Source organism: Nitratireductor sp. WH36-1 (assembly GCF_058725515.1).
In genome coordinates this window covers 3,384,402-3,404,232 of sequence record NZ_CM178970.1, presented here as the reverse complement: position 1 = coordinate 3,404,232, position 19,831 = coordinate 3,384,402, and the positions used below count along the sequence as shown (strand labels likewise).

At 62.8% G+C, this 19,831-nt stretch carries 15 protein-coding genes; 12 read left to right on the top strand and 3 right to left on the bottom strand.

Annotation, left to right across the window (positions count from 1 at the left end):
- Positions 1-49: 49 nt before the first annotated feature.
- Entirely contained in the window at positions 50-1,981 is a 1,932-nt protein-coding gene (locus AC4PTT_RS16365; RefSeq protein WP_475079224.1) for a TadE/TadG family type IV pilus assembly protein, read from the bottom strand.
- Positions 1,982-2,218: 237 nt separating this feature from the next.
- Between AC4PTT_RS16365 and AC4PTT_RS16360 the strand changes: the two genes are divergently transcribed.
- The 4 genes from AC4PTT_RS16360 (at position 2,219) to AC4PTT_RS16345 (ending at position 8,116) form a co-directional block, all read left to right on the top strand.
- On the top strand, positions 2,219-3,079 hold the full coding sequence (locus AC4PTT_RS16360; RefSeq protein ID WP_113154329.1) for a TIGR01459 family HAD-type hydrolase: 861 nt from the start codon (positions 2,219-2,221) through the stop codon (positions 3,077-3,079).
- Between the two features lie 12 nt (positions 3,080-3,091).
- Positions 3,092-4,090, top strand: coding sequence for a bifunctional riboflavin kinase/FAD synthetase (locus AC4PTT_RS16355; protein ID WP_492161659.1), 999 nt, complete (start codon positions 3,092-3,094; stop codon positions 4,088-4,090).
- Between the two features lie 227 nt (positions 4,091-4,317).
- A complete protein-coding gene (ileS, locus tag AC4PTT_RS16350; protein ID WP_492161658.1) occupies positions 4,318-7,230 on the top strand; it encodes an isoleucine--tRNA ligase in 2,913 nt (970 codons plus the stop codon).
- 211 nt (positions 7,231-7,441) lie between these two features.
- The gene (locus AC4PTT_RS16345) at positions 7,442-8,116 is read left to right on the top strand and encodes a hypothetical protein (protein WP_206544724.1); all 675 of its coding nucleotides are present in this window, start codon (positions 7,442-7,444) and stop codon (positions 8,114-8,116) included.
- Positions 8,117-8,189: 73 nt separating this feature from the next.
- Here the strand turns inward: AC4PTT_RS16345 and AC4PTT_RS16340 are convergent, their stop codons facing one another.
- Positions 8,190-8,618 carry a nucleoside deaminase gene (locus AC4PTT_RS16340; RefSeq protein WP_113156193.1) on the bottom strand — a complete coding sequence of 143 codons (429 nt, stop codon included), beginning with the start codon at positions 8,616-8,618 and terminating at the stop codon, positions 8,190-8,192.
- A 199-nt stretch (positions 8,619-8,817) separates the two neighbouring features.
- Here AC4PTT_RS16340 and AC4PTT_RS16335 point away from each other — a divergent pair, with 199 nt between their 5' ends.
- From AC4PTT_RS16335 to AC4PTT_RS16315, 5 genes are all read left to right on the top strand, one after another.
- Positions 8,818-10,785: a pseudouridine synthase gene (locus AC4PTT_RS16335; RefSeq protein WP_492161657.1), complete on the top strand. Its 1,968-nt coding sequence runs from the start codon at positions 8,818-8,820 to the stop codon at positions 10,783-10,785.
- 3 nt (positions 10,786-10,788) lie between these two features.
- Entirely contained in the window at positions 10,789-11,343 is a 555-nt protein-coding gene (gene rsmD / locus AC4PTT_RS16330; RefSeq protein WP_492161656.1) for a 16S rRNA (guanine(966)-N(2))-methyltransferase RsmD, read from the top strand.
- An 88-nt stretch (positions 11,344-11,431) separates the two neighbouring features.
- On the top strand, positions 11,432-12,805 hold the full coding sequence (locus AC4PTT_RS16325) for a M16 family metallopeptidase (RefSeq protein ID WP_492161655.1): 1,374 nt from the start codon (positions 11,432-11,434) through the stop codon (positions 12,803-12,805).
- Entirely contained in the window at positions 12,802-14,151 is a 1,350-nt protein-coding gene (locus tag AC4PTT_RS16320; RefSeq protein WP_113154333.1) for a M16 family metallopeptidase, read from the top strand. The genes AC4PTT_RS16325 and AC4PTT_RS16320 overlap by 4 nt, the downstream gene beginning before the upstream one ends.
- A gap of 3 nt (positions 14,152-14,154) precedes the next feature.
- A complete protein-coding gene (locus AC4PTT_RS16315; RefSeq protein ID WP_297563030.1) occupies positions 14,155-15,045 on the top strand; it encodes a patatin-like phospholipase family protein in 891 nt (296 codons plus the stop codon).
- A 256-nt stretch (positions 15,046-15,301) separates the two neighbouring features.
- Here AC4PTT_RS16315 and AC4PTT_RS16310 read toward each other — a convergent pair whose 3' ends face one another.
- Positions 15,302-17,104 carry a monovalent cation:proton antiporter-2 (CPA2) family protein gene (locus tag AC4PTT_RS16310; RefSeq protein WP_492161654.1) on the bottom strand — a complete coding sequence of 601 codons (1,803 nt, stop codon included), beginning with the start codon at positions 17,102-17,104 and terminating at the stop codon, positions 15,302-15,304.
- Between the two features lie 115 nt (positions 17,105-17,219).
- On the opposite strand from AC4PTT_RS16310, the gene AC4PTT_RS16305 reads away from it, so the two are divergent.
- The 3 genes from AC4PTT_RS16305 (at position 17,220) to AC4PTT_RS16295 (ending at position 19,822) form a co-directional block, all read left to right on the top strand.
- Positions 17,220-18,566 carry a TldD/PmbA family protein gene (locus tag AC4PTT_RS16305; protein WP_420506999.1) on the top strand — a complete coding sequence of 449 codons (1,347 nt, stop codon included), beginning with the start codon at positions 17,220-17,222 and terminating at the stop codon, positions 18,564-18,566.
- Positions 18,553-19,356, top strand: a complete 804-nt coding sequence (locus tag AC4PTT_RS16300) for a 3'(2'),5'-bisphosphate nucleotidase CysQ (protein WP_492161653.1) — start codon at positions 18,553-18,555, stop codon at positions 19,354-19,356. The genes AC4PTT_RS16305 and AC4PTT_RS16300 overlap by 14 nt, the downstream gene beginning before the upstream one ends.
- Positions 19,357-19,573: 217 nt before the next feature.
- Positions 19,574-19,822 (top strand): DUF4170 domain-containing protein, encoded by a 249-nt coding sequence (locus tag AC4PTT_RS16295; RefSeq protein WP_113156194.1) that lies wholly within the window; start codon positions 19,574-19,576, stop codon positions 19,820-19,822.
- Positions 19,823-19,831 lie beyond the last annotated feature (9 nt).

Here is a 19,831-nt window from a genome sequence, read left to right as displayed (position 1 = left end):
GGGGGCGCGGCTGTCCTAACCGATCATGGCCAAAGCGGCAAGGGCGGCGTCAGCCGACAATGCGCAGGTTGGAGAGTTCGTCGCCAATGGCCTTGAAGGCGTCGTCCAGATCGCCGCTGGTGGCGTTCCAGAAAAGCTTAACCGGCTTGCCATTGCCGTCCTTGCGGGTGCGCGACTCGGAGGAGCAGGTTTTGAGTGCGTCGATCTGCTTTTTCTCATTGGCGTCGGTCGCATCAAGGTCCAGTGCGACGGTCATGACCATGATCTTGTCCGACTTCGCATTCTCGCAGATCGCACTCATATGGGAGGTCATGGCTTTGGAGTAGTTGCCGTTGGAATAGTCATAGCTGCTTGCACCGGTTGCTCCATCGAAGAGGCGGCTGTCGCCGGCGCGGTTTCGCACATAGCCATAGTTCGAATAGATCGATCTGGAACCGGCCAGATCATTGCCGCCCCGGCTGGCATAGGGGCCGGAATAATCCTGTGCTCTGATGCTGCCGGGCGTGTAATAGGTGTTTGCGCCATCGGTCAGCACGATGACCACCTTGTCATTGCCCGTCTCGTTGTCGGGGCGCCCTTCGGAAAAGGGCGCGCGTCCCGAAACGACCCGCCAGCCCCATGCCAGCCCCTCGGTCACATTGGTCGCGCCATTGGCTTCCATCGCGTCGATGGCGGTGTAGATCGTGTTGAGCCCCGTGGTCGAGCCCACATCGGTCAGCGCCGTGATGGGCTTGGTGCTGCAACTTGCATTCGGCCCTTCGTCCATGCCCATGGCGCGGGTTTTGTATTCTTCGCTGAAGTATTTCGGCATATAGGCCTGATCGTAGGACGCGCTGGTGTAATTGCTGGTGAAGTCCTCCCACCAGTTGTTGTTGGCCGGGCGGCGGTTGCCGTCGGTCTTGTCTGTTTCGTCCGGTGCGAACATGGGCACGAAGAGCGTTTCGGGCCTGGTGCGATCGGCAGGAGCATCGTTGATGTTGAGGGGATAGGGCCGCATCTCCACGCATCCGCCCCAGCTGGCGAAGGAGTCATGAGTACGGACCGTCTTGTAGACTGTGCCGTATCGCCTGCACGAGCCGTTTCTGCGGTACTCGACGCATTCATAGGAACGCTCTGTCGTCTCGCTGGAAACGCGCTTGATGTCGTCGTAAAGCGTGAAACGGGTGACCTTCTGGCCGGCTTCAGCGCCCCAGTTTTCGCCGCGCTTGTAATAAATACCGTTGCTCTGTTCGACGCGCTTTTCCGCATCGAACGCAGCCATGGTCGACCAGTCGAAATTTTCGTGATGGATCGGCGAGCGACCGTCGGTGTCCATCCATGTGGCGGTTGCGTTGTCCGGGCCGACATTGACCGAAGCGGCGAAGGGCACGACGCCGAACTGAACCGGCTTTTGCACCTGCTTCATCTGCGCGCCTTCCTTTGCGATGGTCTTGACCAGTTCCTTGGCGGCGCTTTTCAGGATGGCGAGGCGTTTTTCGGAGGAGCCGGTGCCGGTGTAGCCCATGGAGCCGGAGTTATCGAGCACGAGTGCGACTTCCAGCGTGTTCTTCAGCCGAACCTCGCTCTGGGCCTTGAAGTCGATCGTCGTGTCGCCGCCCGGGTTTTCTCCGCGCAGCTTCTGAAACACCGGAAAAAAGATCGGTGCATATTTGAGCTGCGCTTCCAGCTTCAGCGTGCCGCCGCCAGTGTTCTGGTTCGGCAGGGTGATCAGGAGTGTCGCGTTTTCGGGTTTCACGCCGCCGAGATTGGCCCTGAAGAAGTCTTTCGCATAGGCCTCGGCCTCGGCGTCGGTCGCGCCCTGCGTCAGATATCGGGCCGTGGCGATGCCCGCAGCGTCGAGCGCGTTGAGCGTCATCTGTCGCTGGCGGGAAACCTGGCTGTAGTCGATTGCGAGCGCGGTCACACCCATGATCGGCGCCATCATCAGCGCCGTCATCATGGCGAAATTGCCGCGACGGTCATGCACGAAATTCCTGAGCATTTGTGCCACCCCAAGTTACAGTGCTGGCTAAACATCCACGTAGAGTGCTTAACCGGTCGTAACCGGTGCGATCGCGTCGGTTTTTGTGGTTCCCGGCAGGTTAACCGCACTGTTCGAATGTGTGACAGTTCCGGGGTGCGGTGATAAAACCGGGTGACAGTGAAGCCCGCATCCGATAATTCCGGGCCTGCGCTTTTCTCACCGGACCTCCCAATGCTTGAGACGAATATTTCCCCCATGCCGCAAGCACCTCAGATTATCGACACGCTCGACCGCCTTACCGGCTCTTACGATGCCGTTCTCTGCGACGTCTGGGGCGTGATCCACAACGGCGTTTCCATTTTTCCCGAAGCGTGCGCCGCGTTATCGCGGGCGCGGGCCGCCGGCAAGGCGGTGGTGCTGATCACCAATTCGCCGCGGCCGCATCAGGGCGTCGAAGAGCAGCTTGGCGTGCTCGGCGTTCCCGATGACGCGTGGGACCGGGTGGTGACGTCCGGCGATGTGACGCGCGATCTGATCCGTAGCGCCCCGCGCCGGCTTTTTTACATCGGGCCTGACCGCGATCATGCGATTTTCGACGGGATCGACGTGGAGCTGGTCGAGGATTTCGAGGCGTCCGGCGTCGTTTGCACGGGCCTGTTCGACGACGAGAACGAGACGCCTGAAGATTATGCGCAGATGCTCGAGCGCCTTCGGATGCGCGATCTGCCTTTCATCTGCGCCAATCCCGACATCATTGTCGAGCGTGGCGACCGGCTCATCTGGTGCGCCGGCGCGCTGGCGCGCGATTACGGTCTTCTTGGCGGGCGCACGCTGATTGCGGGCAAACCGCATCGCCCGATCTACGAGGCTGCGTTCAAGGCGGCGGGCGAGATCATGGGACGTGAGCTTGAACGCGACAAGGCGCTGGCCATCGGCGATGGCGTGCTGACAGACGTGAAGGGCGCGGATCAGTATGGCATCGACGTGCTGTTCGTCACCGACGGCATTCATGCGCGCGAATATGGCAATGGCCAGGGACCGGAGGCCGAGCGCCTCGCCGCGTTCCTGGAAACCCATGGCCACAATCCCGTCGCGGCCATTCCACGGCTCAAATAGCAGGGTTTGCGCGTGGCCGGTCTGATCGAACGCATTGCCGATGTGAAAGGCCTGCCTGCCGCGCTGCGCGGCGGGGTGGTGGCCATCGGCAATTTCGATGGCGTGCATCGCGGGCACCAGTCGGTGCTTGAGCCTGCGCTGGAAATCGCCGCGCGTGAAAACGTGCCGGCGCTGGTGCTCACTTTCGAGCCGCATCCGCGCCAGGTGTTTCGACCGGACGTTCCGCTCTTTCGGCTCACGCCCGCGCCGATGAAGGCGCGGCTTCTGGGCGCGCTGGGCTTTGACGCCGTGGTCGAGCAGGCGTTCGACCGTGCCTTCTCCGGCCTGTCGCCGCAGGATTTCGTGAAAACGGTTCTGGTCGACGGGCTCGGCATCTCGCATGTGGTGACGGGCTTCGATTTCCATTTTGGCAAGAACCGCAGCGGCACGCCGGCGGTGCTGGCCGGGGCCGGACGGGACAATGGTTTTGGCGTCACGGTAGTCGACGCCTATTCCGACGAGGGCGGGGCGGTCATTTCATCAAGCCGCATCCGTGGCCTTCTGGCCGGGGGCGAGGTGGCGGAGGCTGCCGGGCTTCTGGGCTATCGCTTTACGGTGGAGGCAGAGGTGACCGGCGGGCAGAAGCTTGGCCGCACGCTGGGCTTTCCCACCGCCAATATGGCGCTCGCGCCGGATGCGGAGCTGCGCCACGGCATCTATGCGGTGCGGTTTCGCCGCGCCGATGGCAGCCTGCACAATGGCGTGGCGAGTTTTGGCCGCCGCCCGACGGTGACCGAAGATGGCGCGCCGTTGCTCGAAACCTTCCTGTTCGATTTCGACGGCGATCTTTACGGCGAAACCTGCTCGGTTTCGCTGTTCGGCTTTCTGCGCGGCGAGGTGAAATTCGACGGGCTTGATCCGCTGATCGCGCAGATGAAGCGCGACGAGGCGGAAGCGCGCGCATTGCTTGGCGATGTCAAACCCCATGGGCCGCTCGATCTGGCGCTGGCGTTCGACGGGCTGGCCGGCTGACGCCAATCGCCTCTTTATTCTTCGGCCCGCCTCGGCTAAAAGCCGTTCCCATGATGACACGCGCCGGTTTCATACCGATTGCCATACGAATTATTGGCCCGGCCTTCCGTGCGGCCTGAGCGTCGCGGAAGGTCCGGGGTTTGTCGCGCGTCAAACGCGCTTTTTCCGTTTTACGATAATGGCTATGGCGAAGCCCTTCGCTGCTTTGCCCATCTCATGGCGAGACAATGACCGAGACGTCCGAAAAGATCGATTATTCCAAAACCCTCAACCTGCCTCAGACCGAGTTTCCGATGCGCGCCGGCCTTCCCAAGAAGGAGCCGCAGCTCGTTGAGCGCTGGCAGGACATGGACCTTTACCGCCTCCTGCGCGAGGATGCCGCCGGGCGTCCGAAATTCGTGCTGCATGACGGCCCGCCCTACGCCAATGGCAACATCCATATCGGCCATGCGCTGAACAAGGTTCTCAAGGACATCATCACGCGCTCCTTCCAGATGCGCGGATATGATTCCAACTATGTGCCCGGCTGGGATTGCCACGGTCTGCCGATTGAATGGAAGATCGAGGAACAGTACCGCGCCAAGGGCAAGAACAAGGACGAGGTTCCGGTCAACGAGTTCCGTCAGGAATGCCGTGACTTCGCCGCCAACTGGATCCAGGTCCAGTCGGATGAGTTCCTCCGGCTGGGCATCGAGGGCGACTTCAAGAAGCCCTACAAGACGATGGATTTCCACGCAGAGTCCCGGATCGCCGGCGAGCTTTTGAAATTCGCCATGTCGGGCCAGCTCTATCGCGGCTCCAAGCCGGTGATGTGGTCGGTGGTCGAGCGCACGGCGCTGGCCGAGGCCGAGGTCGAGTATCACGATCACGAGAGCGACACGATCTGGGTCAAATTCCCGCTGATCGATGGCGCTGCGGATCTTGACGGCGCATGCGTTGTCATCTGGACCACCACGCCCTGGACGATCCCGGGCAACCGCGCCGTCTCCTATTCGTCGCGCATCTCCTATGGCCTTTACGAGGTCACCGGTGCGGAGAACGATTTCGGGCCGCAGGCCGGCGAAAAGCTGATCTTTGCCGATGCGCTGGCGGAAGAGTCGTTTGCCAAGGCGAAGCTTGAGTACAAGCGCCTGCGCGATGTGTCGGCTGCCGAACTCGGCGCGATGGTCTGCGCGCATCCGCTCAAGGGCGTTGGCGGCGGTTACGAGTTCACCGTTCCGCTTCTGCCGGGTGATCACGTCACCGACGATGCGGGTACGGGCTTCGTGCACACCGCGCCCGGCCATGGCCGCGAGGACTTTGACGCCTGGATGGATTCGGCCCGTGACCTGCAGGCGCGCGGCATCGACCCGGCGATCCCCTTCACCGTGGACGACGCCGGCTACTTCACCAAGGATGCGCCCGGCTTCGGTCCCGACCGCGAAGGCGGTCCTGCCCGCGTCATCGACGACAAGGGCAAGAAGGGCGACGCCAACAAGGCGGTCATCGAAGCGCTGATCGGCAAAAACATGCTGTTCGCGCGCGGGCGGCTAAAACACTCCTATCCGCATTCCTGGCGCTCCAAGAAGCCGGTCATCTTCCGCAACACGCCGCAGTGGTTTGTCTATATGGACAAGGATCTGGGCGATGCATCGACGCTGCGTTCGCGCGCGCTGAAGGCCATTGACGAGACCCGTTTCGTGCCTTCTGCCGGTCAGGCGCGCCTGCGCGCCATGATCGCCGACCGTCCCGACTGGGTGCTGTCGCGCCAGCGCGCCTGGGGCGTGCCGATCTGCGTGTTTGCCGATGAAGACGGCAATGTGCTGAAGGACGAGGCCGTCAACCAGCGCATTCTCGACGCTTTCGAGGCCGAGGGCGCGGATGCATGGTTTGCCGAAGGCGCACGCGAGCGCTTCCTCGGCGCGCGCGCCGGCGAGCCCTGGAAGCAGGTGATGGACATTCTGGATGTGTGGTTCGATTCCGGTTCCACGCACACCTTCACGCTGGAAGACCGGCCGGACCTGAAATGGCCCGCCGATGTCTATCTGGAAGGGTCCGACCAGCATCGCGGCTGGTTCCACTCCTCGCTTCTGGAAAGCTGCGCGACGCGGGGCAGGGCGCCTTACGACACGGTCATCACCCACGGCTTCACCATGGCCGAGGATGGCCGTAAGATGTCGAAGTCGCTGGGCAACACCGTGGTGCCGCAGGACATCATGAACCAGTCGGGCGCAGACATTCTGCGTCTGTGGGTTGCCACGACCGATTACTGGGAAGACCAGCGCCTCGGCAAATCGGTCATCCAGACCAATGTCGACGCCTATCGCAAGCTCAGGAACACGACCCGCTGGATGCTGGGCACGCTCGCCCACGACACGGGCGAGGATGTGCCTTTCGCCGAGATGCCGGAGCTGGAGCGCCTGATGCTCCACCGTCTCGCCGAGCTCGACGAGGTGGTGCGCAAGGGCTACGACAATTTCGACTTCAAGCGCATCATCCGCTCATTGCTCGACTTCATGGTCGTGGAACTGTCGGCGTTCTACTTCGACGTTCGCAAGGACGCGCTTTACTGCGATGCGCCGTCGAGTGTGCGCCGCAAGGCGTCGCTTCAGGTGGTCCGCACGCTGTTCGACTGCCTCGTCACCTGGCTTGCGCCGATGCTGCCCTTCACCATGGAAGAGGCATGGCTTGAGCGTCATCCCGATGCGCGCTCCGTTCATCTGGAGCAGTTCCCGGCGATTTCGCAGGAGTGGCGCGACGATGCGCTGGCCGAGAAATGGCGCAAGATCCGCCAGGTGCGTCGTGTCGTGACGGGCGCGCTCGAGATCGAACGCAAGGAAAAGACCATCGGCTCCTCGCTGGAGGCCGCTCCGGTCGTCTATGTGAACGATGAGGGCCTGCAGCAGGCCATCGCCGATCGCGACATGGCCGATATCTGCATCACCAGCGGCATCGACGTGCGGCACGAAGCGCCGCCGGCCGATGCGTTCACGCTTGAAGATGTGCCGGGTGTCGGTGTTGTCTTCGCGCGGGCCGGTGGCGAGAAATGCGCGCGCTCCTGGCGCTACACGGACGATGTGGGCTCCGATCCCGCATTCCCGGAAGTGTCGGCGCGCGATGCGGCTGCGCTGCATGAACTGCAGGCGCTTGGCCGCCTTTAGGCGGGCAGGCGTTAGCGGATACGGGGGAAGCTTCGGCGCTGCCGATTGCTTCCCGCGGTCGCCTTCGCTACAAATGCCGCCGGGTAGGGACGCCACGTTGTCGCCGGATTCATGCGCGACACGCGGAAACTGAATACCCCGACGGTCTGGAACAATGGACGACAAGCAGATTGCCAAGCCCGAGCGGCGGCACTCTGGGAGAGAGGTGGCAGTGAAGAGAACGGAAACCACAACGTCACGGCCTTCCGTGCGCGCGGTTGCGGCTTCGGGCGCGCTGTGCCTTTCGGCTGTCCTTTTGTCCGGCTGCATGGGGTCTCCGACCTATGGCACCGACAAAACGGCCGACCAGCAGCTTATCGAGGATGTGACGGGTGTTCTCTCTCTTGGTCCGCGTGACAGGGAGAAGATCGAATACAAGCCGCGCGCCGGCATCGTGATGCCGTCCTCCACCGAGGTTCTGCCGCCGCCGCAGGAAAACGTGGCTTCGACATCGAACCCGGCATGGCCCGAATCGCCGGAAGAGCGGCTTGCCCGCATCCGCGCTGAAGCCACCGAGAACCAGGACAACCGCTTCTACAAGTCGCCCGTCGAGCGCGATATTGGCGTGAACGCGCGTAGCGATGACGGCTTCATCAATCCCGAAGTCGCCAAGAAGCAGCGCGAGGAATATTTCAAGCGCCGCGCCGCATCCGTCTCCGCACAGGGCACGCCGACGCAGCGCCGCTATCTAAGCGAGCCGCCGACGACCTATCGCCAGCCGGCAGACACCGCGCCGACAGGCGTGCTGGGTGACGATGAGGCCAAGAAGGCCCGCGAAGCCAAGAAGGCCGCACAGAAGGGCGGCGGCGGATTCGACCTGGGCCGTCTCTGGCCCTGGGGCGGTTGATCATCGCCGAATGATCATCAATTGAGACACAGCGGGCCATGGCCCGCTGTTTTCGTCAGCAGGCTGGTTTCGTTCAACGCTGCTTCTTGAAGAAGCTCTTGAGCATTTCGGCAGCATCGGCTTCACCGATGCCGGGATAGACATCCGGCGCGTGGTGGCAGGTGGGAAGCGTGTAGAAGCGCGCACCGCTGGTGACGGCACCGCCTTTCTCGTCGCTTGCGCCAAAATAGAGGCGGCGGATGCGGGCGAACGAGATTGCGCCGGCGCACATGGCGCAGGGTTCCAGCGTCACGTAAAGATCAGCGCCGGTCAGGCGCTCGGAACCGAGTTTTTCGCAGGCCTCGCGAATGGCGACGATTTCTGCATGGGCGGTGGGGTCGTTACATTCGCGGGTGCGGTTGCCGGCGCGGGCGATGATCGCACCGTCATGGACAATCACTGCGCCGACCGGCACTTCGCCGCGTTCGGCGGCAAGCCGCGCCTCTTCGAGGGCGGCGTCCATGAAGCCGGTGTAGTTCGCTTTCGTCGGTCTGCTCAATCTTTTTGCTCGCAAGTGGCACTGCGACTTGATACCTAGCCGCCTCTATAGCATCGGGTTTGAAATCGGAATCGATTTTCGCGCCGTGCGATCTCTGATTTAATTTACTGGAGCGTTTCCGCCGCATAGTGCGTATTGCGGAGACCCAGGGCAAAAGGCCATCATGACGAACGACCGATCCAAAGACACGAACCGGCCCCAAGATACAAACCGGGAAGACAAGCCGCAGAAATCCGCTCACCGGAAGGACGCGGCCCCGCAGGACGCCGACAGGGCCGGCACCGAGCGCATCGCCAAGCGGCTGGCGCGCGCGGGCGTTGCCTCGCGCCGCGACGCCGAGGCGATCATCGAGGCCGGTCGTGTTTCGGTGAACGGAAAGGTTCTGACGACGCCCGCATTCAATGTCGGGGATTCCGATCGCATCCTGCTGGATGGCGAGCCGTTGCCGGCAGTCGAGCGCACGCGCCTCTTCCTGTTCCACAAGCCGGGCGGTGTCGTTACCACCAACCGCGACCCCGAGGGCCGCAAGACCATTTTCGACACGCTGCCCGAAGGGCTCCCGCGCCTGATCACGGTCGGCCGTCTGGACATCAACACCGAGGGCCTTCTGGTTCTGACCAATGATGGTGGTCTGGCCCGCGCGCTGGAACTGCCCGAAACGGGCTGGCTGCGCCGCTACCGCGTGCGCGTTCACGGCAAGGTCGATGCGACTGCGCTTGAAGGCCTGAAGGACGGCATTGCCGTTGATGGGGTGTTCTACGGCGCGATCGAGGCGTCGCTCGACCGCGAGCAGGGCAGCAATGCCTGGCTGACGCTGGGCCTGCGCGAAGGCAAAAACCGTGAGGTCAAGAACGTACTTGGCGCGCTGGGCCTTGAGGTCACGCGCCTGATCCGCATTTCCTACGGCCCCTTCCAGCTTGGTGCGCTGGCCGAAGGCGAGGTTCAGGAAGTGAAGGGCCGCACCCTGCGCGAGCAGCTTGGCGAGCGTCTGGTCGAGAAGGCCGGTGCGAATTTCGATGCGCCCATCACGACCCCGTTCTCCAACAAGCCGGTGCGCGCAGGCTACAAGCAGCGCGAGGCCGAGGCCGAGGAGAAGCAGGCCGGTCGTGAACGCGATGGCGGCAAGATCTTCATCAAGAACCGCAAGCGCGACCGTGAAGACAAACGCGAAGCCGCCCGTGACCGTCTGCAGACGCGTCCGGCCCGCCGCGAGGAAGAGCGTGGACCGCGCCAGAACCGTGGCAGCCACGTCTGGATGGCGCCCGGCGCACGGCCGCTGAGCAAGAAGAAACAGGCCGAGGCGGAAGCCGCCGGCGATCAGCCGATGAAGCGCGGGCCGAAGCCGGGCGGCGCAGAGCGCGGCGGCAAGCCATTCCGCCCGCGTGGCGACAAGCCTTACGGTCAGGGCCGCCCGGAGCGTGACGAGCGTTCGGGTGGCGGCGACAGGCCGCGTTTTGCCCGTGGCGGCAAACCGTCGGGCGAGGGACGTGGCGACCGTGAGGACAGGCCTTTCCGTCCGCGCGGCGACAAGCCTTACGGTCAGGGCCGTCCGGATCGTGACGAGCGTTCGGGTGGCAGCGACAGGCCGCGTTTTGCCCGTGGCGGCAAACCGTCGGGCGAGGGACGCGGCGACCGCGAGGACAGGCCTTTCCGTCCGCGCGGCGACAAGCCTTACGGACAGGGCCGTCCGGATCGTGACGAGCGTTCGGGTGGCAGCGACAGGCCGCGTTTTGCCCGTGGTGGCAAACCGTCGGGCGAGGGACGCGGCGACCGCGAGGACAGGCCTTTCCGCCCGCGTGGCGACAAGCCTTTCGGCAAGGGCCGTCCGGATCGTGACGAGCGCTCCGGCGGCAATGACAGGCCGCGCTTCTCGCGGGACGGAAAACCGTCCGGTGAAGGACGCGGGGACCGTCAGGACCGGCCTTTCCGCTCGCGCGATGATCGTCCCGCATCGGGTGACAAGCCGCGTTTCGCAAAGGGCGGCAAGCCTGGTGGCAAGAGCTTTGGAAAACCGGGCGGCAAGCCGGGAGCGGGAAAATCCTTTGGCAAACCCGGAGCAGGCAAGCCGGGTGGCGCGCCGCGTCCGGGCAAGGGGCGTCCTGCGGGCAAGAAGCCGGGCCGGGACAGCTAGGCCATGCGGATTGTGGGTGGAGAGTTTCGCGGCCGCAATCTGGTGACGCCCGCTTCGGACGCCATTCGGCCGACGACGGACCGCACACGGCAGGCGCTGTTCAACATTCTTGAGCACCGTTATGCGGACCGCATCGAGGATGCGCGTGTTCTCGACCTCTTCGCCGGCACGGGCGCGCTCGGGCTGGAAGCGCTTTCGCGGGGGGCGTCATTTGCCCTTTTCGTGGAAGAAGCGGCGGCGGCCCGCGCCCTGATCCGCACAAATGTCGAGAATCTTGGCCTTCAGGGCCGCAGCAAGATCTTTCGCCGTGATGCAACGCGTCTCGGCGAGGTGGGGACGATGCTGCCATTCGACCTCGTTCTGGCCGATCCGCCCTATGGCAAAGGCTTTGGAGAACAGGCGCTTGCAGCGGCCCGTTCAGGCGGTTGGCTGAAGCCCGGAGCGCTGATCATGGTCGAGGAAGCAGCGGGTTCTCCCTTCCAGCCGCCGGAGGGATTCCGCCTTATCGAACGGCGTGAATATGGCACCTCCTGTGCGAGCTTTGTCGAGCTCGCCTGAGTTTCGTCACTTTTGCACCGATAGCTTTGCCCTGTTATGAGCTCGTGCCATTGTGCGCGGGCACACCAGAAACAAACAGGGCTTGTCCATGAAAAATCCCATCGCGGGTGTCGCGCGTCATGCGGCATTCGCAGTTATCGTTGCAGTTGCAGCGCCGTCCATAGCCATCGCGCAGGAAGCCAAGGACGACACTGCCGTTTCCAGTTTCACCTTAGAGAACGGCCTCGAAGTTGTCGTGATCCCGGATCACCGGGCACCTGTCGCCACCCATATGCTGTGGTACAAGGTTGGCAGCGCCGATGAGGACCCGGGAAAATCGGGCATCGCCCATTTCTTCGAACATCTGATGTTCAAGGGCACGAGCACCTATCCTTCGGGCGAGTTCTCCGACGCCATCGCTGCGGTCGGCGGCAATGAGAACGCCTTCACATCCTACGATTTCACGGCCTATTACCAGCAGGTCGCCCCCTCCGAACTGCCGGAAATGATGCAGTTTGAGGCGGATCGCATGCGCAATCTGGTGCTTTCGGAAGAAAACATCGAGACCGAGCGCAAGGTGGTTCTCGAAGAACGCCACCAGCGCGTCGACAATGTGCCGTCCTCCATCCTGTCGGAAGAGCTGAACGCCACGCTTTACCAGAACCATCCTTATGGAATTCCGGTGATTGGCTGGCAGCAGGAAATCGAGGGTCTGACCCATGACGACCTGAAGAGCTTCTACGACCGCTTCTACACGCCCAACAACGCCGTTCTGGTGGTCGCCGGCGATGTAGACCCGGAGAACGTGCGCGAGATGGCCGAGGAAACCTACGGCAAGATCGCGCGCGGGCCGGACCTTGCGCCGCGTGCGCGCCCCATGGAGCCGGTGCAGAAGACCGCACGCGAAGTGTCGCTGCGCGATCCGCGCGTGAGCGTGCCGAACCTTTCGATCAACTGGTTCGTTCCCTCCTACCGGACCGCCGAGAAGGGCGAGTTCGAGGCCGTTGCCATTCTCTCGGAAATCCTGGGCGAGGGGCTGCGCAGCCGCCTCTATCAGGAACTCGTGGTCAAGCAGGGTGTCGCGGCAAGCGTCGGCAGCTATCTGCAGGGCTCGGCCTATGACTATTCCGCGCTCGTTCTCTACGGTCAGCCGCGTGGCGACGCGGATCTGGCGACCGTCGAGAAGGCGATCATCGCGCAGATCGAGAAGATCAAGAACGAGGGTGTTACCCAGGAAGAACTCGACACGGCGCGCACCAAGATCCAGCGCGACCAGATCTTCCTGCGCGACAGCCAGGTGCGCAGCGCAAACCTGTTCGGCGCGGTGCTGACCACCGGCGGAACGGTCGAGGACGTTACGAGCCTGCCCGAGCGGCTTGATGCCGTGACGGTGGAAGACGTGAAGGCTGCGGCCGAGCGCTATCTGGACCTTGACCGTGCGGTCAAAGGCTATCTCCTTCCCGAAGGGGAAGAGCGTTCATGAGCCAGACATTGAATTTCATACCGGGTGCTTTCATGCGCAGTTTTTTCAAGGCCGGAACGCTGCTGGCCCTTATTCTCGTTGCCGGGCCTGTTCAGGCAGCGGTGAAAATCCAGGAGGTTTCCTCCGAAAAGGGCGTTGAGGCGTGGCTGGTCGAGGACCATTCGCTGCCGATCATCACCATGCAGTTCTCGTTCGACAGCGGTGCTGCGCAGGATCCGGATGGCAAGGCCGGTCTGGCGAATCTGATGACGGGCCTGTTCGATGAAGGTGCGGGCGATCTCGATTCCGACGCCTTCCAGACGAAGATGGAAGAACTCGGCGCGGAAATGTCGTTCAACGCGAGCTCCGACGCCATCTCCGGCCAGGTGCGGATGCTTTCGGAAAACAGCGATGAGGTGCTTGATCTCGTGCGTCTGGCGGTGACCAGCCCGCGTTTCGACATCGACCCGGTGGAGCGCATCCGCAGCCAGATCGCCGTTGGCATTCGCGCCGACGAGCGCAATCCGAGCAAGCAGGGCGGGGAAGCGCTGGCCAAGGCGCTTTATGGCGATCACCCCTATGCGCGTTCGACGGAAGGCACGCTGGAGACGCTTGCGAGCATCACGCCGGAAGACCTGAAGGCGTTCCACAAACGCGTCTTTGGCCGCTCCAACCTCACCATCGGCGTTGTCGGTGACATTGACGCCGAGCGTCTGGCCGCCGTGCTCGACACGGTGTTCGGCGCGCTGCCGGAAGAGGCGGAGCTGCAGGTCGTGGAAGACATCGAGCCGAAGCTCGGTCAGGAAGTCCGCGTCGACTATCCCCTGCCGCAGACCACGCTGCGTCTCGTCTATCCCGGCATCGAGCGGGACGATCCGGAGTTCTTCTCCGCCTATCTGATGAACCAGATCCTCGGCGGCGGCGTGTTCTCTTCGCGTCTGTTCCAGGAAGTGCGCGAGAAGCGCGGTCTTGCCTATGGCGCATCGTCCTATCTGATGAGCCGCGACCACGCCCAGTCTCTGGCGATCCAGACGGCCACCAGCTCCGAGAAGGCGGATGAAACGCTTGCGGTGATGGAAGAGGTGATCGCGGGTCTGCGCGATGAAGGGCCGACGCAGGAAGAGCTCGACACAGCCAAGACCTATGTGATCGGTTCCTATGCGATCAACAATCTGGATTCCTCCACGGCGATTGCCCGCACGCTTGTCGGCCTGCAGGAGGATGATCTGGGTGTTGATTATATCGAGCGCCGTGCCGATCTTATCAACGCGGTAACACTGGATGACGTAAAGGAGGCGGCAACACGCCTCCTGACGCAGAAGCCAGCGCTTCTCGTGGTTGGACCGGCGAAGCAAGGCGGAGAGTAAGCGATGGAAACGGCGGTGACGAAAGGCAGGACAGGCGGCGAGGGAAGCGGCAGCGGGCCGACTTTCGCGCTGGCGCTCGGTGGTGGTGGCGCACGCGGCCTGTCGCATCTTCATGTTATCGAAACGCTCGATGAACTGGGGATCAAGCCGACCGTCATCGCCGGTTCCTCCATCGGAGCGCTGATGGGCGCGGGCTTTGCCGCCGGCATGCGCGGCACGGACATCCATGCCCATGCGCGCGCGATCCTCAGCAGTCGCACGGAAGTCGCCAGCCGCCTGTGGAAGGCGCGGCCCGGCAATTTCGCCGAGATGATGGAAGGCGGGTTCCGCGTCGGTCAGTTCAATGCCGAACGCATCATCCGCGCCTTCCTGCCGCCTGAGGTGCCGGAGACCTTCGAGGAGCTGGAAATCCCGCTCAAGGTTACCGCGACGGACTACTTTGGCCATTCTCTGGTCGTTCTGGATCAAGGTCCGCTGGTGGAGGCGCTGGCCGCTTCCGCCGCCATTCCCGCCGTCTTCCGCCCGATCGAGCGCAACAAGCGCACCCTGATCGATGGCGGCATCTACAATCCGGTTCCGTTCGACCTCATCGATGGCGAGGCCGATATCCTGATCGCCGTCGATGTGGTGGGCTCTCCGTCCGATACGGGCGGCAAGCCGCCGACCTCCATCGAGCTCATGTTCGGTGCGAGCCAGCTGATGATGATGTCGATCATCGCGATGAAGCTGGAACACGGACGGCCCGACATTCTCATCCGTCCGCCGGTTTCGCGGTTCCGGGTGCTTGATTTCATGAAGGTCGAGGCCATTCTCGGTGAAACAGAGCGCATTCGGGATGAATTGAAGCGGGCGGTTGAGGCCGCCGTTGCGAATTTCGAGAAAGCGCGGGCATAGCCAGACCGTTGGCCGTCTTTGGCTGGGTGATTACGCGGTTGTGACGATCCGGCATGGATCCTCGGGTCAAGCCCGAGGATGACGACGGGGGACGGTGTCCAATCCGGTTCGGATACGGTTGCGTACAAGCGTCAAAACACACTCGTCATCCCCGGGCTTGACCCGGGGATCCATGCCTGAGCATCCGGACAGCTCCAGCTAAGCTCCTTGGCATGATGCGTGAAGGCAGACAGGGCCTCATCGCGGCCCTGTTCTCTTATGCGGACTGTTCGCTGTCGTGATCCAGACGCTGGCTTTCCCGCTTGGGCTTTACAAGCGGTTCCGGCGTGACCGGGCGCACCCGCATCTTGTCGTTGCCGGCATAGATGCCCTTGACTGCCTGGATCGCCAGGCGTTCTTCATCGCGCCGGCGCACATCCTCGACGATTTCACTGGCGATCTCTTCGCTTGTGCCGAGCGCCTGCAGCGTCTTGCCGCCGAAGATCAGCGCCGATTCCACCGTTTCGCGTAACTCGTACTCGACATCGCGCTCGCGCAGCGAGAGCGTGTGGGCACGGTCATAGGAGCGCACGAAGAGCCGCACATGCGGGAACTCCGCGCGGATCAGGTTGACGATGTGGTCGGTGGACGCCGCGCCATTGGTGCAGACGGCAACGATCTTTGCGTGGCGGATGCCGGAGGCTTCCAGCACTTCCTTGCGCCGTCCGTCGCCGAAATAGATGCGGAAGCCGAACCGCGCCGCCGCACGCACGCGGTCTGCCGAATGATCGATGATGGTTACGTCCGTGCCGCCCGAAAGAAGCACCTGCGAGACCATCTGCCCGAAACGGGAGAAGCCGATCATCATGACGCCAGCGCCTGCGCCTTCGAAATCCTCGTCCATCTCCTCGTCGGGTTCATTGCGCACCAGCATTTCGCCGATCCGCACCGAAAGCGGCGTCAGCGCCATGGACACGGTGACAATGGCAATGAGCAGCGAGGCCATGGCCTGGGGAAAGATGAAGGCGGAGGCAGCGGCCGTGAAAAGCACGAAGCCGAACTCGCCGCCCTGCGGCAGAAGGGCTGCCACGCGCAACGCATCATTGTGCTGGCAGTTGAAGGCCCGGCTGATCGCATAGAGTACAACAGCCTTGACCAGCATCAGAATGGGCACTGCGATCAGGATCGTCAGCCAGTTGTCGATGACCATGCCGAGGTCGAGCGAAAGCCCGATGGCCATGAAGAAAAGGCCGAGCAGAATGCCGCGGAACGGCTCGATATTGGCTTCCAGCTCATGCCGGAAGGAGGATTCAGCCAGAAGCACGCCGGCGATGAAAGCGCCGAGCGCCATGGAAAGGCCGGCAACCTCCATCAGGGCGGCGGCACCAAGAACCACGAGCAGAGCGGCCGCAATCATCACTTCCTTCGCGCCGGTGTTGGCGATCACGCGGAAGAGCGGGTTGAGCAGGTAGCGACCGGCCAGAACCAGCCCGAGAACGCTTGCGAGCGCGATCCCAAACCGTTCGAGGCTGATGGCGTCCGCGCCTTCGGCACCCGGCGAAAGCAGCGGGATCAGCGCCAGAAGCGGGGCAATGGCGAGATCCTGAAACAGCAGGATGGAGAAGGCCGTCTGGCCATAGCGGCTGTTCAATGAGCCATGGGATTCCAGCGTCTGGACGGAAAAAGCCGTGGAGGAGAGCGCCAGACCGAAGCCGATGACAAAGGCCGCGCCATAGGAAAGGTCGGTCAGGAGCATTGCGATCATCGCCAGCGCCACACCGGTGACTGACACCTGGATCAGGCCCATGCCGAAAATGCTTCGCCGCATTGCCCACAAGCGCGCGGGCTTCAGCTCAAGCCCGATGATGAAGAGCAGGAAGACGACGCCGAGCTCCGCCACATGCAGAAGCTCCTTTCCATCCGAGATCAGGAGCAGGACCGGGCCGATTGCAATGCCGGCTGCCAGATAGCCGAGGATCGTGCCCAGACCGATGCGCGCGAACAAGGGCGCTGCAATCACGGCTCCACCCAGAAGAAGAAGGGGTTCGTAGTAGAGCGGTGCGGCGGCTTCGACGGCCATGGATACTCCGGATTCTGTTTGGAAATTCAGCTTACCATTGCACATATGACCCGCGAACCATAAATGAAACAAATAGATATTCCCCTTTCGCCACGTTTTTCCATTCGGGATCGCAATGACAGACAAGAACGAAAAGCAGCAGCTGGCCGACCGCGTCGCTGCCCTTGTGGAGGCCGCCACGAAAGCCGGTGCGGATGCATCGGATGCGGTGGTCATGCGCGCCCGTTCCAAGAGCGTTTCGGTGCGCCTGGGCAAGGTGGAAGGCACCGAGGCTTCCGAAAGCGATGACATGTCGCTGCGGGTTTTCGTTGGTAAGCGCGTTGCCAGTGTTTCTGCCCCCGCCAATGCCGATCCGGTTCCGCTTGCCGAACGCGCGGTGGCCATGGCCAAGGCTTCGCCCGAAGATCCGTATCAGAGCCTTGCCGAGCCCGGCCGGCTGGCGCAGAACATCGCGGATCTGGACCTGTTCGATGCGACCGAGGTTTCTGCCGACCGCCTGAAGGAAGACGCGCTTGCCGCAGAGGCGGCCGCACTCGACATTGCCGGAGTTACCAATTCTTCCGGCAGCGGTGCGAGCGCCGGCGCTGGCGGCATGGTGCTTGCCACGTCTGACGGTTTCATCGGTCAGTATGAGGCGACGCGCTTTGCCCGCTCCGTAAGCGTTCTGGCGGGCGAGGGCACGGGCATGGAGCGCGACTATGATTACTCGTCGCGGCTTCACTTTCTGGATCTCGATGCGCCGGAGAAGATCGGTCGCAGTGCCGGTGAACGGGCGGTCAAGCGCCTCAACGCCCGCAAGGTCGATACGGGCCGCTTCCCGGTCGTTTTCGATCCGCGCGTGGCGCGCGGCATTGCCGGCCATCTGGCGTCTGCCATCAATGGCGCTTCCGTTGCGCGCAAGTCGAGCTTCCTGCGCGACATGATGGGCAAGACGGTGGCTGCCGCCGGCATCACCATCACCGACGATCCGCTGCGCAGGCGCGGGCCTTCGTCGCGCCCCTTCGATGGCGAAGGCGTTGCCGGCGAAAAGCTGGTCATGGTCGAGGATGGCGTGCTGCGGCACTGGTTCCTCTCCACGGCGGTGGCGCGTCAGCTTGGTCTGCCCGACACCAATGGACGCGGCGTTCGCAGTGCGTCATCCGTCAACCCGTCCTCGACCAATCTGGCGCTGGAGCCGGGCGAGGAGACGCCGGAGGCGCTCATTGCGGGCATCAAGGCAGGTTTCTACGTGACGGAAGTGTTCGGCCAGGGCGTCAATCTCGTGACCGGTGAATACAGCCGCGGCGCTGCCGGGTTCTGGATCGAGAACGGCGAAATCACCTATCCGGTGTCGGAGGTCACGATTGCCTCCAATCTGAAGGACATGTTCCTGAACATGATCCCGGCCAATGACATTGACCGCAATTTCGGCACGGCCGCGCCGACGCTGCTTCTGGAAGGCATGACGCTTGCCGGAAAATAACAGCCCACTGGATCTGTTGAAGGACGACCTGGCGCTGGTCACCGAGGTGGCGCGCGAGGCGGGCGGCATTGCGCAGAAATATTTCCGACGCGATCCGGAAGTGTGGTGGAAGGGCGGCACGTCGCCGGTCAGCGAGGCTGATCTGGCGGTGGACCGGTTTTTGCGCGAACGCCTGATGGCGGCGCGCCCGGACTATGGCTGGCTTTCGGAAGAAACGGCTGCTGTTGATCACGAACTGGCGCGCGAGCGGGTGTTCATCGTCGATCCCATTGATGGCACACGCGCGTTCATCGACGGACGGCCCATCTGGTGCGTGAGCATCGGCATTGCGTTTCGCGGCAGAAGTGTCGTGGGCGTGCTGGAGTGCCCGGAGCTTTCTGAAACCTATCAGGGGCTTGAGGGCGGCGGTGCGTTTCGCAATGGGGAACGCATCGTGGTAAAACCCGCAGGCGATGCATTTGTGATTGCGGGTCCCAAGCCCATGGTCAAGGCGCTGCCGGAAGAGGTCGGCCAGAAGACGACGCCCTATGGTTATGTGCCGTCGCTTGCCTATCGCATCGCCATGGTGGCGAGCGGCGCGCTGGACGCCACTTTCGTCAAGCCCAATTCCCATGACTGGGATCTGGCGGGGGCGGATGTGATCCTGCGCGAGGCGGGCGGGGCGCTGCATGACGCCGATGGCAGATTACCGGTCTATGCCGGGGCTGATCCGCGCAAGGGTGCGCTGGCTGCCGGCAGTGGCGCGTTGCTGGAAACGATGACGGCCACGCTTCCCGAGTATCGCCCGTAAGCGTCTTCCCGTGAGAAGACGCAATCACATCCGTTGGATCGTCATGCGTTCATACGGGTGCGCGGAGTACATTATCGGTGGAGCGTCGGAACAGCGGAAAAACCGGTGTCCAGTTTTCGGTCCGTTGCTCTAAACGGTTCCAAAATCCGAGGTTTTCCTCTACACGGGCGGTTAGCGATTTGCTTATTGCCACATTCGTCTGCAAATGGGCTTGGTCATGTCCGAGAAAAAAGAGAATTCCCAGCTTCTTCATCTGGTCTTTGGCGGCGAGTTGTCCTCGCTGACCGGAGTAACTTTCCGCGACCTCGATGATCTCGACGTCGTTGGAATCTATCCAGATTACAAATCTGCCGAAAAGGCCTGGCGCGCAAAAGCGCAGGAGACCGTTGATAACGCGCATATGCGCTATTTCATCGTTCACCTACACCGCCTGCTCGATCCCGCGTCGGAAACGACCAAGGGATAGCAAGGACCC